14 protein-coding genes and 1 tRNA gene are annotated in these 17172 nt (G+C 44.5%); 4 read left to right on the top strand and 11 right to left on the bottom strand.

Translation table 11 applies throughout. From position 1 onward, the window contains the following. The first annotated feature begins 364 nt into the window (after positions 1–364). Positions 365–1318 (top strand): 7,8-didemethyl-8-hydroxy-5-deazariboflavin synthase subunit CofG, encoded by a 954-nt coding sequence (gene cofG / locus QUA56_RS21415; RefSeq protein ID WP_333361254.1) that lies wholly within the window; start codon positions 365–367, stop codon positions 1316–1318. Between the two features lie 127 nt (positions 1319–1445). Here the strand turns inward: cofG and QUA56_RS21410 are convergent, their stop codons facing one another. The 3 genes from QUA56_RS21410 to cpdA all read right to left on the bottom strand — a co-directional run bounded on the left by QUA56_RS21410 (position 1446) and on the right by cpdA (position 4880). Beyond that, positions 1446–2222: an SDR family NAD(P)-dependent oxidoreductase gene (locus QUA56_RS21410; protein ID WP_333361252.1), complete on the bottom strand. Its 777-nt coding sequence runs from the start codon at positions 2220–2222 to the stop codon at positions 1446–1448. 205 nt (positions 2223–2427) lie between these two features. Further along, positions 2428–3906 (bottom strand): alpha-amylase, encoded by a 1479-nt coding sequence (locus QUA56_RS21405; RefSeq protein WP_333361250.1) that lies wholly within the window; start codon positions 3904–3906, stop codon positions 2428–2430. 194 nt (positions 3907–4100) lie between these two features. After that, complete coding sequence (cpdA, locus tag QUA56_RS21400) at positions 4101–4880, bottom strand: 3',5'-cyclic-AMP phosphodiesterase (protein ID WP_333361248.1); 780 nt, start codon at positions 4878–4880, stop codon at positions 4101–4103. A gap of 175 nt (positions 4881–5055) precedes the next feature. Between cpdA and QUA56_RS21395 the strand changes: the two genes are divergently transcribed. Next, positions 5056–5126, top strand: a tRNA-Cys gene (locus tag QUA56_RS21395). 60 nt (positions 5127–5186) lie between these two features. Here the strand turns inward: QUA56_RS21395 and QUA56_RS21390 are convergent. The 5 genes from QUA56_RS21390 to QUA56_RS21370 form a co-directional block, all read right to left on the bottom strand. Continuing rightward, a complete protein-coding gene (locus QUA56_RS21390) occupies positions 5187–5798 on the bottom strand; it encodes a type II toxin-antitoxin system PemK/MazF family toxin (RefSeq protein ID WP_333361245.1) in 612 nt (203 codons plus the stop codon). A 4-nt stretch (positions 5799–5802) separates the two neighbouring features. Further along, the gene (locus tag QUA56_RS21385) at positions 5803–6285 is read right to left on the bottom strand and encodes a type II toxin-antitoxin system antitoxin SocA domain-containing protein (RefSeq protein ID WP_333361243.1); all 483 of its coding nucleotides are present in this window, start codon (positions 6283–6285) and stop codon (positions 5803–5805) included. 185 nt (positions 6286–6470) lie between these two features. Further along, positions 6471–6929 carry a DUF7689 domain-containing protein gene (locus QUA56_RS21380; RefSeq protein ID WP_333361241.1) on the bottom strand — a complete coding sequence of 153 codons (459 nt, stop codon included), beginning with the start codon at positions 6927–6929 and terminating at the stop codon, positions 6471–6473. After that, positions 6919–7668, bottom strand: coding sequence for a hypothetical protein (locus tag QUA56_RS21375; protein ID WP_333361239.1), 750 nt, complete (start codon positions 7666–7668; stop codon positions 6919–6921). Before QUA56_RS21375 ends, QUA56_RS21380 begins: the two co-directional genes overlap by 11 nt. Positions 7669–7811: 143 nt before the next feature. Then, on the bottom strand, positions 7812–8282 hold the full coding sequence (locus QUA56_RS21370; protein WP_333361237.1) for a DUF4079 domain-containing protein: 471 nt from the start codon (positions 8280–8282) through the stop codon (positions 7812–7814). A gap of 96 nt (positions 8283–8378) precedes the next feature. On the opposite strand from QUA56_RS21370, the gene QUA56_RS21365 reads away from it, so the two are divergent. Then, positions 8379–9860 carry an ankyrin repeat domain-containing protein gene (locus tag QUA56_RS21365; protein ID WP_333361235.1) on the top strand — a complete coding sequence of 494 codons (1482 nt, stop codon included), beginning with the start codon at positions 8379–8381 and terminating at the stop codon, positions 9858–9860. Between the two features lie 211 nt (positions 9861–10071). On the opposite strand, the gene QUA56_RS21360 is transcribed toward QUA56_RS21365, so the two are convergent. Then, entirely contained in the window at positions 10072–11013 is a 942-nt protein-coding gene (locus tag QUA56_RS21360; protein ID WP_333361233.1) for a 2OG-Fe(II) oxygenase, read from the bottom strand. Between the two features lie 299 nt (positions 11014–11312). Next, the gene (gene purH / locus QUA56_RS21355) at positions 11313–12857 is read right to left on the bottom strand and encodes a bifunctional phosphoribosylaminoimidazolecarboxamide formyltransferase/IMP cyclohydrolase (protein ID WP_333361231.1); all 1545 of its coding nucleotides are present in this window, start codon (positions 12855–12857) and stop codon (positions 11313–11315) included. Between the two features lie 476 nt (positions 12858–13333). Between purH and QUA56_RS21350 the strand changes: the two genes are divergently transcribed. Continuing rightward, positions 13334–15226, top strand: a complete 1893-nt coding sequence (locus tag QUA56_RS21350; RefSeq protein ID WP_333361229.1) for a PAS domain S-box protein — start codon at positions 13334–13336, stop codon at positions 15224–15226. 204 nt (positions 15227–15430) lie between these two features. Here QUA56_RS21350 and glcD read toward each other — a convergent pair whose 3' ends face one another. Further along, on the bottom strand, positions 15431–16906 hold the full coding sequence (gene glcD / locus QUA56_RS21345; protein WP_333361227.1) for a glycolate oxidase subunit GlcD: 1476 nt from the start codon (positions 16904–16906) through the stop codon (positions 15431–15433). Positions 16907–17172: the final 266 nt, after the last annotated feature.

Genomic DNA, 17172 nt, shown 5'->3' with positions numbered 1-17172 from the left:
TCATGGTTTTATGATTGCTGTATTTGATTTTCAATGTTCGTGACGGCTTTGTGTTCCGCCATGTAAATAAACATAAACCTTTTATTTCTGTTTGTAAAGGGGTTCTCAGCACAGTTTTTGTTATGACTGTCATAAGCAGATTCTATCTAAAGCTAGAATGCTTGCTGTATCGAGGTTTCAAAAGCAGAGTGCGGATTTTTTGGACGATCGCACGAGCAGAAAAATGCTCATAATTTAGCTGGGCAACGAGATTATGCACTTGCGTCAGTGTTAAGATAGATTAAGGGCTAGGATGGTAAACCGCAAAACTCGTACTGACAGATATATGTTGTTGCGTAAGTCCGATCGATAAAAATCCCAAGAAATGTCCCGCACCGTCACCTACAGCCCGGCTTATACTCTGGTTCCTACTTATGAGTGTTTTAACCGCTGCACCTATTGCAATTTTCGGGCAGAACCCCTGCAAAGTCCTTGGCTGACACTCGCAGAAGCCGAAAAACAGCTCAACTTCCTGCAAACTCAAGGTGTAATTGAAATTCTCATCCTCAGCGGCGAGGTACATCCTCGCAGTCAACGGCGAAAAGCTTGGTTGCAGCGGATTTACGATTTGTGCGAACTGGCACTTGCTCTGGGATTTTTGCCGCATACTAATGTGGGGCCGCTCAGTTTTGAGGAGATGGCGCAGTTAAAAGAGGTGAATGTATCGATGGGGCTGATGCTAGAACAGCTTGCCCCACATTTGTTACAAACGGTTCACCGACACGCACCGAGTAAAGTGCCGGCGCTGCGGCTGCAACAGTTAGAATGGGCTGGAGAATTGAAGATTCCCTTTACAACTGGTTTGCTGCTGGGAATTGGGGAAAGTGAGGTAGATTGGATTGAGACATTAGAGGCGATCGCCCGCATCCATTCGCCCTGCAATCACATTCAAGAAGTTATCCTTCAGCCTCACAGTCCGGGAAATAAACAAAGTTGGGACGGTGAAGTTTTTGATGCTACAAAAATGCCCGAAGTAATTGCGATCGCCCGCAGCATTTTACCTGATGAAATCGCCCTACAAATTCCGCCGAATTTAGTTGCACAGCCCGACATATTACTTGCTTGTTTAGAAGCTGGTGCTAGAGATTTAGGAGGAATAGGGCCGCTGGATGAAGTTAATCCCGATTATCCTCACTTGCAACACCAAACTTTAACAGAAATTTTAGCAGCATCGGGATGGCAGCTCGTGCAGCGTTTGCCTGTTTATCCTCAGTACGATAAGTGGCTGCCGCAGACATTGCAAAGTGCTGTAAAAAACTGGAGAGTCAATCGATTTTAGATTTTAGATTGAAGAATTCAGCCTACTGATAAATCCGGGGGCTTGTGACCAAATTGCTTAATTTTCAGTCATTAATTATTAATGGGTAATTGGTAACAAGATGTTTTAAATTGCTGCTATAGAGATTTTAAATCAAAGAACCGCCCCCATCAATCCAGACTTCAGTACCTGTGATAAAGCTGGACGCATCTGATACCAGAAATAAAACTAACTGGGCGACTTCTTCAGTAGAACCGGCGGTATTATCAGTCAAAGGAATCATATCTTGAATGGAATCAGGCGCGACGGGAATGCGATCGAGATTTCGCTTAGTGGTACTTTCCTCAATGGCAGTTAGCACCCCGCCCGGACAGATAACATTGACTCTGATTTGGCTGGGAGCAAGTTCTAGCGCCAGCATTTTTGCTAAAGCTACTTGGGCCGCTTTGCTGGAAGCGTAAGCTGTGGCGCCAATTTTCCTGAAACTTCTGGTGCCATTAATCGATGATGTAATGACGATGGAACCTCCTTGTTTTTTGAGATAAGGAACAGCATATTTGACAGTCAAAAATGTTCCTCTGAGGTTAGTATTAATTGTCCGATCCCACTCCTCGGGTTCTATCTCTTCTATCGGCGACCATACACCGTTAATACCCGCATTTGACAACACAATATCAATCCTTTGATATTTGTCAAAAATTGTTTGAAATGCCTGTTGCATTTGCCGAGAATCCGCCACATCTGCGGCAATAGCCAGCCCGCAGCCTCCTTCATTGACCAACTGGCGGACGGTTTCTTGCCCCGTGTCTACAATACGATCGATAATAGCAACTTTTGCGCCTTCCTTAGCCATTAAAACTGCTGCTGCACGACCAATTCCCGACCCACCGCCGGTAATAACGGCAACTTTTGTTGAAAGTTTCATATTTTTTTATATAAATAATTTTTTGCGCGATCGCATAGCATAAAAAATAAGACTAGATAGAAAGGACTAAAGTCCTAACTACAAACAAGTTTCCGTCATCAAAATCATGAAACTAAAAAGTGGTTTAACGTGCTAATTATAGCGGTAAGGTGTGCACTGCACACCCTACTTTAGGCAGAGGAGTACGTCAATTTTTACGCAGTTCTTACGGCTGTGGCACCCAGACCGAAACAGAACCGGCGTTACACCGAAAATCAGCCCAACCATCGTCATTAGTTGTGATGGGTTCTTTGATGTGTTCGGTGATGTCAATATAAGTTCGATTCGGTTGTCCGACTTCCATAAACTTGGTGCCCTCGTCTCCGTTACTGAGTACCACAGCCATGCCGCCCGGATGTTCTTCAGTTCCGAGTCGCGTCCAGCCAATGGTATTGGCGTGGTCGAAGTAATCGTACTGATTGCCGTAGGAATAAGTTTGGCGCGCTAACAAGAATTTATCGAGAAGAAACTGATGTTTGTCTAACCAAATCTCGTATTCGTTGCCATCGTTTGCTGTATCCTTATAGTTATCGCCGTAATAGTCCGGGTAAAAAATGCACGGATATCCTTCGCTTCGCAGCAGGATTAAAGCGTAGGCAAGAGGTTTAAACCAAGCCTCGACAACAGATTCTAGGGATTGTAATGGTTGAGAATCATGGTTGTCAACCAAGGTAACGGCGAGGGTTGGTTGCTGTTGGACGAGGGTGTTATCAAAAATTGTTCGCAAGTCGTAGCTATTGCCGGCCTTGCTAGCAGCGTGGAAGTTGTAGTGGAGGGGTGCGTCAAATAAGGTGACTTTACCATCGGTTGCTTGGATGAAGCTGTGCAAAGCTTCAACTTCATAAGACCAATATTCGCCGACTGCAAATAACTCGCGTTTGACATAGTTACGAACGTGTTCCAACCATTCTTGGAAAAATTCTGCTTTAACGTGTTTGACGGCATCGAAGCGAAAGCCGTCAACGTTTGTTGTATCGACATACCACTCACCCCAGTATTTTAATTCCCCGGTGACTTCTGGGTTGTCCATATCTAAATCGCAACCCATCAGGTAGTCAAAATTACCTTTTTCTAAGTCTACTCCTCGATCGAATTCTTTGCCTTTGAGCAGGTAAATGGCATGGGTTTCTGTGTTGTAAACGTTGTAATCAATGGCGTCAAAATGCCACCAATGCCACTCCATGCTGGAATATTTTTTGTCGCGGCCGGGGAAAGTAAAATGCGTCCAAGCTTTGATTTTTTGATATTCGCCTACGGTGTCATTCCGGTTGTCGGGATTGAAGGGTGTGGCTTCGGATTCTTCTTCTGCATCGGCACCTAATTTGTGGTTGAACACAACATCGGCATAAATCCGAATTCCAGCATCTTGTGCAGCTTTAATCGCGGCCAAATACTCATCTTTTGTGCCGTATTTCGTGCGTACCGACCCTTTTTGGTCGAACTCGCCTAAATCGAATAAGTCGTAGACGCCGTAACCTACATCCATACCCCCGCCGGTTCCTTTATAGGCTGGCGGCAACCACAGGGATGTAACGCCTATTTTGGCTAAATCTTTTGCAGATTTCGCTAGCTGATTCCACAGGTTCCCGTCGTCGGGGCTGTACCAGTGGAAATACTGCATCATCACGCCATTTAGTTCAGACATAAATTTAGTTTTTCCTGTTTTGTCAAATTGCGATCGACATTTATGTTCGTAGCTTGCTAGTTTACATATGTCTGCAATCTATGGTTAATAAATATCATAAAAGATGGGGTTGCTAAAAACAATCTATCTGTTGATATATTGACAACAAAATGTAAATTTGATAATTTTTATTACTTTAGGCAGATAGAAAAATATTAATCTGGTGGCGATTGTGTGGCAACTCGCTCAACTCTGGTGTTCCAAGTACCGTCGATCGCCAATTCAAGCAATCTAAATCCCGGGGGGATTTCGTCAAGGATAATCGGATGGCTTTTCGGTAAAAGTTGGATGCAGGTGCTGGGTGTCCCCAAGTAGGTAACTGAGCCCCGCTGTTGTTGAAATTCTTGGTGAATGTGGCCGCAAAGAACGATTTTGATTTGAGGATATCGATCGACAATTGCTAAAAATTCATCGGCATTGTGCAGCATCATTCCATCCATTATTTCAGAGTCGATCGGCAAAGGATGATGGTGCAAGGCAATGATAACAGGTCGATCGCCCGTTTGTTGCAGTTGAGAGTCCAGCCAATGCAAGCTTTCTGGCGAAAGCCGCCCGCCGTCGCATCCGGCTTCCACACTCGAAAGCAACAGAAATTGCCAGTTTCCTAACATCCATGATTTTTCTGGGGAAAGAGGCGACTGATTTAAGATTTCTGACATGACTGGGATGTTGTCGTGGTTCCCAGGTATCCAGTAGGCGGGAATTCCGAGGGGGGCGATGAGGGAGACGAGGCGCTGGTATGATTCGGGTGTTTCATCTTGGGACAAGTCGCCTGTGAGTAGGAGTAAGTCGGGCCGTGGCTGTATCTGTTGCAGGCGATCGAGAACTGCTTGGAGGGTGCGGGCTGTTGAGAGGCCTTTCCAAGTGCGATCGAGCTCTGCAAACAAGTGAGTGTCGGTGATTTGGGCGACGAGTAGGGGAGAAGCGGGTGTCATGGCTTGTGTTGCGGGCGATCGATGTAGTTCTAGAATAGCCTCGGATGGGTTTTGGGGGTGTGAAAAAAAGACCGATTCCCTACGGGATAGCTTCGCTTCACGAAATTTTTGACAAATATGTTGAAATAATCGAGATTTGGTGTACTATAAGAAAACGTCAATTTTCAGACGTGACGGCGGCATAGCCAAGTGGTAAGGCAGAGGTCTGCAAAACCTCCACCCCCAGTTCAAATCTGGGTGCCGCCTTTTTTATTTGTATGTCAAAAATAGCTAAGACTCTCAAGCGGCGATCGAGAAGACTCTAAATTACGATCGCAAATCGTCGATCAGTTTTTCTATAGCCATACTTTTTGTGGTTTCATCGGGCAGATAATTAAACACTTTCTGTAAAAGTTCTATAGACGCATTTTTGATAAACCAATCTTCACCCGGATTATCCCCAAGATTTAAAAAATACTTTAAACGTTCCTCTATCGCTTCCTTATCTGCTTTATCCAGTTGTCCAACTCGCTTAAGCCAATCCCCTTGCGAGTCTTTAAAACAGTTAGCATCAACAGTACATATCTGATGCACTAGAGCGAAGGAATTATAAGAAAGACCATTTGTGCTTGTAGAATTAATCGGATATACAGTTGGCAAACCTTTATACGTTTCTTGTGAAGTCAATGGAATCAGCGTCAAGGTTTGGATGTATTTAGAGTCATCTTGAAATTGGTCACTTGTCCAAACGATATAAGGATGCTCTCCCCGAAAAACCCGACTCGAATTAATCACCTGAGTGCAAGAAATTGTCTTGCACTCAATCTCCCCTAGTTCATTTATCTCATAAATATGATGATGACCGAGTTTGCAACGAAGAGATACTCTATAGGAATTGATAAAATAAATCCAACCTTGACGCGGTTTTTGTCCAGCCACTCGCTCACCCCAATTCACTCATTAACTTTTCTCTTTCTTTGTACAGATTAAGTCTCACCTGTTCCTCTGGTTCGTGGCTATATTTAACCTCAAGCATGGGAGCAGTGCTATAGACATATTCTAGTAACTGATTCAGTTTATCCTCTCCTGCACCTGCCCATTCTCTCCTGATGTTGTCAAGCATGAGCTTCAGACCTAAAGGTAACTTTAAATCATCCACCTTACCAGCTCTCTCACCAAGTCTGATGAATATAGTTTCTCCGTGAGATTCTTGAACAATCTCTTTGCCATTCATTTGATTTAAAACAGCGTCTATGCCTTCATTCCAAGGCCCATAGTAATAATAACGCCAATCTAAATCAGTAAGCTGCTTGTCTGTCCATTTGACCGAATAAAGATCGGCTAAGTACACAAACTTGATTAACTGCGTTTTTGTAATATAGCCTTTTGTTGCGTATACAAAGTATTTGATCAGGTTTTCTAGCATAGATTTCCTCCTTTCGATTTCAAAAAGCTCCCTAATTAATTTTATAACTTGTTCGGTAAATTTAACTTTAGTCTATTATATCATCGAAAGGGAAGCTTGGCTATTAAAGCAGATAAAAAATAGCTACGGGTAACAAATAGAGTGTGTGCGTCCAAGAGTGTAATTTTCAAAAGTTGAATTGCAGTCTAAGAAATATTGATCGGGATTGTGGGTCGCTTTAATATTTGTTGAGCCACCCCATAATAGTTAGGATTTTCTAACCCTTCTAATTCATGTTCGATATCTTCCCAATCCCCTAGTTTGCTTTTCCACTTACCATCCTCTTCTTGTCTGGCTGCGTGCTGTGGCTGGCCGTTATAGGTGTATATTGCTATTTTTTGAAACCCCGGTTCAAGGTCACGATTCTCGCAAGGTTCATATCCAATAGTTTGATAAGCTTGGATAAAAGCTTCTAGCGTTAACTCTCTTGAAACACCATCCGGCCAGTACCCATCAGGGCCTACCGGGTCCCATCTGCATTCCTCTTCTCCAGCAGCAAAAGCAAAGCAATTATAATCTACTGTTTCTTCACTTGTTACTTGATATTCAGTAAGCTCTAAGTTAGGAAATCTCAATATTTTTCGGTACTCTAGCTTACCACTCATAACCGTGTTCTTTTCCCCATTGTATCCACGCTTGGGCCATTTGCTTCATCCGGCCGCGCTGTTCGGGTTTTACCGGATTGTCACCAGTAATTGCCCTCAACGCCCAAAACCAATGGTCTGGCTTTTGTTCGAGGTCACGCAAAATCAAGGGGATAACTGGCTGTCCCATGCCGATAATTCTCTGATAAGCCTGGTGCATTGATTTCTGTGTAACTAATGATAGCATCCCCGTCTCTACGCGCCATTCTTCGGCGAACTTCTTAAACTCTGCTTCCAGTTCTACCTTGCTTTTAATCGGGAAGTCATCAGCAGGAATTCCTGAATGCAACAAATATATTTTTAAAATATCTTTGGCTTTAGATGCCGATTCTAAAAAGCTATTCGGCATCAACAAGCTATTAAGCTTTTCACAAAATCGCTCTTTTTCTTCGGGTGATAAGTTAGATAGTTCTTCAAATTCATCAACAGCCGCAATAAGCTCATCTGCTAGTTCTTCCACTGTCCAAGCATAAGTTTTCTTTAAAGCGTATATAGCAATAATACTCTCTAGTATATTGACTAAATCATCATGGTTCGTGTTTTCTACCTCTGACTCTACGTTTCTGACTAAATCATCAATAGGCAACGCAGGGACTGTTTTTCTCAACACAGTCAAAATAACCTCAAACACTGAGCTGTCCAAGGCTATAATTTTTTCGATGCCGGATTGATATTGGCGATGTATTTTTAAATCAGGCATATTAGTTTTCTTGTCTTTGCTAAGAGAAGTTGAATTGAGACTAATTGGCTTACTTATACGTTCATTATAACACCATTTTGAGCATAAAAATGTAGGGACACGGCACTGCCGTGTCCCTACCCAATATCTTCTTACTCAAATCATCACATTTTGCTGATAATTCTTTGGAGGATTTCTACGCCTGATACCGCTTGCCAGCCAAACAGCCCCAAGAGCACAACATTCAGAAAGATGTGAGTGTTTCTCGCCAAATCATTGCCTTTTTGCATCAAAGGAGTCAGCGAGGCAGAAATGGCAATTATTGCCGTCATTCCCAATCCTGCTACTAAGTGCGGGGCGACAAATAGTTTGCCGTTGTTGATGTAGGTGACAGCCATCCCGCCCACTGCACCCGTAACCATCAAGGCTAGCAGCAAAGAACCCATTTGGTGGTGCTTGATGTTGAATTTGCCCTTAATTAACTCTTTTTTGACTTCGCCTTCGGCGCTTCTGGTACGGCGGATTTGCAGGCCGAGATACAAAGCATACAAGGAGATGGCCAGCAGTACCCACATTAACACTGGGTGAAAGAATTGGCTCCAAACTTTAACAGACTGCGGAATTTCGAGATTCATGGTGTTCTCAGGATTAGCAAACATACTTCATAAAACTTAGCATACCAGTCAGGCCGTCTCATGCGACGGTAAAAATATACGGGATGAGACACTATTATGCCTGCCACTAAACAAGACGCTGTATTGATTCAAGCCGCCAAGACCGGCAACATTATTCACGTCCAAGCTTTACTCGCTAAGGGAGTTGACGCTAATGCCAAAGACTCTGAGGGGACGACGGCTTTGATGTTTGCGACCCAAAAGGGCTATACGGAAATCGTGCGTATCTTACTAAACAATGGCGCTAATGTCAATCAAGCGAGCAGGCGTTTTGGGCTGACGGCTTTGATGCTGGCGGCGGCTCACAAACAGCCTGATTCTGCGCGGCTTTTGTTAGCTGGGGGTGCTGATGTTAATGCTAAAAATGATGATGGTAGTACGGCTTTGATGGCGGCTTCTCTGAAAGGCGATATCAAGGTTGTGCGGCTTTTACTTGATGCTAATGCTGATGTGAATGTCCGAGATAAAGATGGAGATTCGGCTCTGAAAATAGCTGCTTTGTCCGGTCACGAAGCTGTTGTCAAAGCTTTGACTGATGCGGGTGCTGTTGCTGACAATTCTATGCTGTTTTTAGCTGTCAGTCAAGGTGGCGCTGAAATTGTCCGAATTTTGCTTAATTGCGGCGCGGATGCTAATGTTAAAAATCAAGAGAGCAAAACTGCTTTGATGCAGGCTGCGACGGCGGGCAATTTGGCTGTTGTGGAGGCGCTGTTGGCTGCTGGTGCTGATGTCGAAATTCCCGACAAAAACGGCGAAACTGCTTTAACTTTGGCTGCGGATTTCGGCAATATTGATGCGGTGCGAGCTTTGCTGGGTGCGGGTGCTAATCCGAATGTGAAAAATGGAGATGGGGGCACGGCTTTGATGGCGGCGGCTGCTGGGGGAAATGCGCCGATCGCTCATATCTTACTCGATGCTGGCGCAGATATCAACGCTAAGGATAAAGATGATGAAACTGCTTTGAATTTTGCTGTGGTTGAAGGCTGCGAAGATGTGGTGGAATTGCTCTTAAACCGAGGTGCTAGTGTCGGTTCTAGAAATCGGTTGGGCGATACGCCTTTACTGGTGGCGGCTGTTCACGGCCATAGTGCGATCGTATCGGCTTTGCTGCAAAAAGTAAACTCAAATCAGGCTGAGTTTGTGAATGCGAAAAACTTTGGGGAGACGGCTTTGACGCTGGCGGCTTTTCACGGACATACCGAGACGGTAAAGGCTTTGCTTGACGGCGGTGCTGATGCGAATATCCCGGCGGATTTGGAGAAAACGGCTTTAATGAAGGCGTGCGATCGCGGTTATATGGCGATCGTCCAATTATTAGTCGAAAAAGGTGCGGATGTCAACTTGCTGGATGATTCGGGCGCAACCGCTTTAATGTGGGCCGCACATCGGGGTTATGCTGATGCAGTAAAGATTTTAATTGATTCTGGTGCAGAACTAAACCATAAAAATCCGGGAAATTATACAGCTTTAATGCTGGCTGAGTTTAAGGGTTATTCTAGTGTGGTGAAATTGCTCAAAAGTGCTGGAGCACAGGAGTAAATATAGCATCGCGGGAGACGTAAACGGCGGTTGAAACCGCGTCTTGTCAAACCAAGTCCGCCTCTGCGGACTGAGGAAAATACGGTGTCAATAAAAAAATATCATGTTAAGCGTCCATTCTTCAACCCGCGGAGGCGGGTTTTGTTTTTGTAGACGCGGTTTCAACCGCCGTCTCATCTTTACGCACCCAGCTTAATCCGCCAATCTTGTCTCAATTTGCTTTGCGTACCCAGCCGTTAATAGTAAAGCGGCTATCAGCAAAAGCTTTCGAGGGACAGCTAACTCGCAAAACTTCGTGCATATAGCGACTAAGAAAAAATACGATGCTGTTATTGCGGGGTTCAACGGTTCTGAATGTCTCGGCGGCCACATAGAAATTGTTCTCGATTTTGCTGTCATAAATCTGCAATTCGCCACCTGAAAAAGCTTTGGGTTCTCGATTGAAATAGTAAACGTAAGTAAAAAATCTGGTTGCGGTATCTGGAGAGCCGCTGTCGTTGTGAAGTTTGTAAAAGTTGTTGTCGTTGTGCAGTGTTAACTGAGCTTCTATTTCACCAAGCGGAAATGAGGGGATATTTAATTTTTTCAGCACGTCCGGGAGAATTGCTTTGATGCGATTAACCATCAGTTCGGAAAATTCGGGGAACGAATGGAGTACCATCGAACGGCGGTAATCTTCGGCATTAGTTGAGGTGCTGGTACTCACAAATTCTGATTCTTTTGCTAAGACATATTTGATGAGTTTAGTCTTTTCTGCAGGTGTCAGGAAGTTGTCTATTTGGGCGTAGCGAGATATTAAATCGTCATTTACAGGCGGCGCAGGGGCGGGAATTTCTGCGGGAATTTCTGCGGGAATTTCTACGGGAATTGCTGGCTGCTGCGGTTGCAGTTCCTGCAAGTAAATTGGGGGTTCGGTGACTAATCCGACTAGGTTTTCGCCGGGAAAAGAAAGGGCGGAACGACCTCCGTCTATAGGGATTTGAAATAAGGTGGAAAAACCGGGTGTTTGTTGCGTGCGATCGACTAATGTTTTGACAAGGCTGTGCAATAATGGTGTATCAGATTTGAGGGTGACGGTACACTGATGTCCGCCGGTGAGCAGGATTTTGACTTTTACGTCTTGGGGTTTAATTTGCTGTTGAGTGTAAGTCATAATTTTTTAAGGACGCAACTGGGAATTTGGTACGACATAACAGTGTTGATTGGTGTCATAGCCTTCCAGATCCCCCCTAACCCCCCTTAAAAAAGGGGGGACAAGAGTGTCTAACTTTCCATTAAGAAGGGGAGGACAGGAGTTTTCTCAAAGTTCCCCTTCTTAAGGGGGATTTAGGGGGATCGAGACTTGGATCGAAACCAGAGATACAAAGAATTTCAGACTTAAGTTAAGACCAATAAACACTCTTGTATTCCTACAATATGGTACACAATTGAGAATTGCTTTAGGTATTATTCCTAATGCAAAAAGTGCCGAATATCAGTGAAAATCATTGTGATTCCGAGTTGGTTGGCTGCTTCGATGGAATCTCGATCGCGCATACTTCCTCCCGGTTGGACGATCGCAATTATTCCCGCCTCAGCCGCAGTTTTGACTGAATCGTCGAAGGGGAAGAAACCGTCGCTGGCCAAAATCGCTCCTTTGCTTTTCTCTCCTGCTTGTTCTAATGCTAGTTTAACTGAGCCGACGCGATTCATTTGTCCGGCGCCGACACCGATTGTAGTGCGATCGCGCGTCACAACGATCGCATTTGATTTGACGTGTTTCGCTACTTTCCAAGCAAACAGCAATTCTTCCAACTCTCCCGCCGTCGGCTGTTTCTCAGTAACTGCGCGCCATTTGCTAGTTTCTTCTACTATATTATCTGAGTCTTGCACCAGCAAACCGCCTGCGATTATTTTAACAGTTTGTGGAGGCCCTTGAGTCAAATCTGGCAAAATTAACACTCGAACTTTCGCCTTTTTCTTGATAATTTCTTCAGCTTCTGGTTCGCACCCCGGCGCGACGATACATTCTAAAAATGTTTTAGTTAACGCCGTTGCGGTAGCAGCGTCAATCGGGCGGTTGAGGGCGACAATTCCGCCGAAAGCCGAGACTGAATCGGTGTCGAAGGCTTTTTGATACGCTTCAGAAATAGTTGTTCCCAAGGCTGTGCCGCAAGGATTTGTATGTTTCAAAATAGCAGCGGCGGGTGTGTCGGGGAATTCTACGATCAGCCGTCTTGCTGCTTCTAAATCTACTAAATTGTTATAACTTAATTCTTTGCCTTGCAGGATGGTGCTAGTCGTCCAGCCTGTCGGTGTACTTCCGCTTTGGTACCAGGTGGCGGCTTGATGGGGATTTTCGCCGTAGCGGAGAGTTTGCAACTCTTTTCCTGATAAATTAAACTGCTCTGGTAGCGAAGATTTTTCAGCGGATTGGCTGCTGAGATAAGTTGCGATCGCGCGATCGTAGTTTGCTGTATGTTTGAAGGTTTCTAGGGCGCATCTTTGCCGAAACTCTAAGGATGCTTCGCCGCCATTTTCCCGCAATTCTTTTAAATAAGTATTGTACTGTTCGGGGTCGCACAAAACTGTCAAATGAGCGTGGTTTTTGGCTGAAGCTCTCAACATTGCTGGCCCGCCGATATCTATTTGCTCTATTGCGTCGGTTAGCGTTACTCCCGGTTTAGCAATTGTCTCTTCAAATGGATACAAATTGACTACAACTAGATCGATCGCGCGAATGTGATTTTCTGTTAAATCTGTTAGATCTTGCGGTACATCTCGGCGTGCTAAAATACCTCCGTGGATTCGCGGGTGAAGTGTTTTGACTCGCCCTCCCAAAATTTCTGGAGAACCCGTATATTCCGCAACTTTGGTCACTGGAATTCCTGCTTCTTTGAGGGCAGTTGCTGTCCCGCCGCTGCTAATTATGTCAAATTCAAATTCTTCTACTAGACTGCGCGCTAAGTCGATTAGTCCGGTTTTATTGGATGTACTCAGAAGTGCTAGACGTGCCATTGGTTTGAAGTTGCGGTCGCAAAAATAGACAGGTTATATTTTATATCAAATCTGGTCGCAGGGACATGATTTGGTAATTGGTAACTATGATTCTTTTTGAAATTATAAGGATGAGTTTGCTTGTTGTTGACCTGATTTTTTGTAAAAGTTATATAACATTTTATACTGACCAGTGGTTTCTAAATATTTAGGACTTGCGCGTGGATATGGTTATTTTGTCCCGTGCCAGGGGGATTGAAGCCATCTCCAGCCTTGAGATTTCGTCTCGCTACGTAAGTGTCAATGTTGTTTAAATTACTTAATAAAGTGTAATAGATAATTCGATGGCGATCGCTCTTGAATTTTAACGATGTTTTATGATGAATTCTAAAAGTAATGTGCTAGCATCGGGTGTAAATTGCTATCTCCGCAAATTTACGGAAAAATTGGGCGATCGCAACACCTTAATCTAAAAAATAATTTGGTAGGGTTTAAATATGTTTTTTCAAGAAGCCAATCCAGAAAACAAGCTCAGTAATATTAGCAGTAGCCAGAAAAAAATGGCGAAAAACATTACCGATAGAGCAAACTATCAAGAGATGCCAAAAAAATCAGCCGAGAACTCGACAGTGGCCAACATTTCAGAAGCTTATAGTCTTAGTTTGTGCGAAATGCAGCAGATGGAGCGAGCAATAGAACAGCTAAAGCAGGATTTGAAAGCTAGCGAATCTCGGTTTCGGAATGCGATCGAAAAAAATGCCGACGGCATCGCAATCGTCAACAAGCGAGGACTTGTCTGTTTTGCGAACCCGTCAGCAGAAGCGCTGTTTAACTGCAAATCAGAAGAACTTTTAGGTCAAGAATTTTTTGGCGATTTGGTAGTAGAAGGTTCAGCTTGCGACATTGAAATTGACACGGATATTATTCCCCAAGTTGGAGAAACACAAGCAGCAGGAACCCGCGTCGTACAAACAGAAGTTGAAGCTATTCGCAAGCACAAAGCAAATGCTGTAGTAGAAATGCGGGTGGTGGAAACGGAATGGGAAGGAGAAATGGCTTATTTAGCTACGCTGCGGGACATTACCGATCGCAAGCGCGCAGAAGAAATGCTTTGGTTGTACGATCGAGCTATGGCAGCTACTAGCACCGGAGTTACAATTTCTGACGCCACTCACCCAGAACATCCAATTATTTATTGCAATCCCGCATTTGAAAGCATGACAGGTTATCGGCGGCAGGAAATTATCGGCAAAAACTGCCAATTTTTGCAGGGAAGCGATACCGATCCGGCGGCAGTAGAAATAATTCGCCAAGCCTTGCAAACAGAAAGCGAATGCAAGGTAATATTAAAGAATTACCGCAAAGACGCAACCGCTTTCTGGAATTGTTTCTCAATATCTCCCGTGCGCGATCGAACCGGCAAATTAACTCATTTTATTGTCGTACAGAGAGACATCACTCATCGCAAACAAGCCGAAGAAGCATTGCATAATTCTGAAGCACAAAGCAGAGAACAAGCCGCTCAACTAGCAGCCACACTTAACAAACTCAAAGCCACTAATTCCCAATTAGTTCAAAGCGAAAAAATGTCTAGTTTGGGATTGCTACTTGCCGGAGTAGCTCACGAAATTAACAACCCAGTCAGCTTCATTTACGGCAATCTCGCTCATCTCACAAATTATACTCAAGACTTGTTTCACCACCTCGAACTTTACCAAAAGCATTATCCTAATCCAGCCGTAGAAATTCAACAGAAAAGAGAAGAAAACGATCTCGATTTTTTAGCTGAAGATTTACCCAGAATACTGTCTTCAATGAGCGTTGGCGTCGATCGCATTTGCCAGATTGTTCAGTCGCTGCGTAACTTTTCGCGACACGACGATTCACAGATGAAACCCGTTAACCTCCACGAAGGCATTGACAGCACGCTGTTAATTCTCAATCACCGTTTGAAAGGAAACGCAGAAATGCCACCAATTCAAATTGTAAAAAAATACGGAAACTTGCCGCCTGTCGAGTGTTTTGCCGGGCCGATCAATCAAGTTTTTATGAATATTCTCAGTAATGCGATCGATGCTTTAGATGATGCGAACAGTAGGCTAAATTGTCAAGAAATGACCGAAAATCCCTGCCAAATTAGGATTTGCACGGAAGTAGTCGGCAATTTTGTAGAAATTAAAATTGCCGACAATGGCCCGGGAATAACTGAGCAAGTCAAACAGCAGATATTCGATACATTTTTTACAACCAAGCCCATTGGGAAAGGCACGGGAATGGGTTTGTCAATTAGCTATCAAATTATTGTAGAAAGACACAAAGGCGAATTATATTGTACTTCGGAATTGGGCAAGGGCACGGAATTTACTATCAGAATTCCGATCGCACATTAGCGCGGAATGTGCAATCTGCACCTTACAAACTTGATATATAGGCAAACAAGCGAGCGGGACGCTCGCACTCCTAAAAAACGAGAAAAATCGTTTTTTCTCGTTCCCCGACTCTGGCTGGTAAGGCATACTTAGAGGCTTTGCATTCCCAATTGAGATACAATTTTAAGGTGCTTTTCGGCTCACCTTACCCGCATAAATAGCGAATTAAAAAACCTCCGCACCCTCCAACTTCTTAATAGTTTCAACCTTAGCCCTCGCCGCTTCCCCGCAAGTCTTCGGCGTCGGAAACATCTTCCCGGGATTTGCCAAACCTTTCGGATTAAACACCTGACGCACCCACTGCATTGTCTCCAAATCTACCTCCGAAAACATATCCGGCATAAAACACTTCTTATCAGCACCGATGCCGTGTTCCCCCGAAAGACTGCCTCCGACTTTGACGCAAAGCTTGAGAATTTCCCCGCCCAATTCTTCCACATTTTCCAGTGCACCTTTTACCGAGTTATCGTAGAGAATAAGCGGGTGCAAATTCCCGTCTCCCGCGTGAAATACATTAGCAATTCGATAACCGTATTTCTCGCTCAAACCCTCAATTTCTTTCAAAACATAAGCCATTTGCGTTCTCGGAATTACGCCGTCTTGCACGTAATAATCCGGGCTCAAATGACCCGCAGCCGCAAAAGCAGCTTTCCGCCCTTTCCAAATTTTTAGGCGCGTTTCCGGGTCGCTTGCTGTCGTGATATTTCGCGCTCCGTTATGCTTGCAAATATCGGCAATTCGCTGTTTATTTGTGGCAACTTCCACTTCTAAACCGTCGATTTCTACGAGGAGAATTGCCGCCGCATCGCGGGGATAACATCCAGTTGCCACCACATCTTCTACAGCATTGATGCTGATGTTGTCCATGATTTCCATGCCGCCGGGAATAATGCCAGCGCTGATAATATCCGAAACCGATTCGCCCGCTGCTTCTATACTGGCAAAATCCGCTAGGAGAACGCAAATCGATTCCGGCGCTTTGAGAATTCGCAGAGTAACTTCTGTGGCGATTCCTAAAGTGCCTTCGGAACCGACAAATACACCAGTTAAATCGTAACCGGGCATTTCGGAAACTTCGCCGCCGACATCGACAATTGAACCGTCGGGAAGTACCAATTTTAATCCTAAAACGTGATTGGTTGTGACTCCGTATTTGAGGCAGTGAACGCCGCCAGAATTTTCGGCAACGTTGCCGCCAATCGAACAAACAATTTGACTGGAAGGATCTGGCGCGTAGTAGAAACCAGCGCCGCTAACTGCTTGCGTTACCCAGTTATTAATTACTCCCGGTTGCACGACTACTTGCTGATTTTCTAAGTCTACTTTCAGGATTTTTCGCATCAGGGCAGTGACAATCAGCACGCAGTTTTCTACAGGTAAAGCGCCGCCGGAAAGGCCGGTGCCGGCACCTCTAGCAACCCAGGGAATTGAGTTGCGATCGCATATTTTGACCACTTGCGCCACTTCCTCCGTAGTTCGAGGCAATACCACCACGGCGGGGCGCTGGCGGTAGCTGGCGAGTCCGTCGCACTCGTAGACAATCAATTCTTCGCGGCGCTGTACGACGCCGTTTTTGCCGACTACAGCCTCAAATTCTTTAATAACGGGTTTCCAGTTGCGTTCTGTTTCTACGGCTATCATTAGTGACTTTAATTAGGGAACTATCAATCATATTGTTGCAAACTTTACTAAGTTTAGGCAACTAAGTGTTAAAAAAGCTGATTTTGTACAACCATTATTTTAGGACTTATGAAAAGAAACCCGATTTCTACCAGAAATCTTCGGCTTGGTAACGAGGTATCGACCCAGAAACCGGGTTTCTGAGCCATAGACGAACAGAAACCCGGTTTCTGGTAATAAATTTTGGGTTTGACAGCCATGTACCGGTGAAGAAACCTGGTTTCTAG

Source organism: Microcoleus sp. N3A4 (assembly GCF_036701805.1).
GTDB lineage: Bacteria > Cyanobacteriota > Cyanobacteriia > Cyanobacteriales > Microcoleaceae > Microcoleus.
This window is presented reverse-complemented; position numbering and strand designations above follow the sequence as displayed.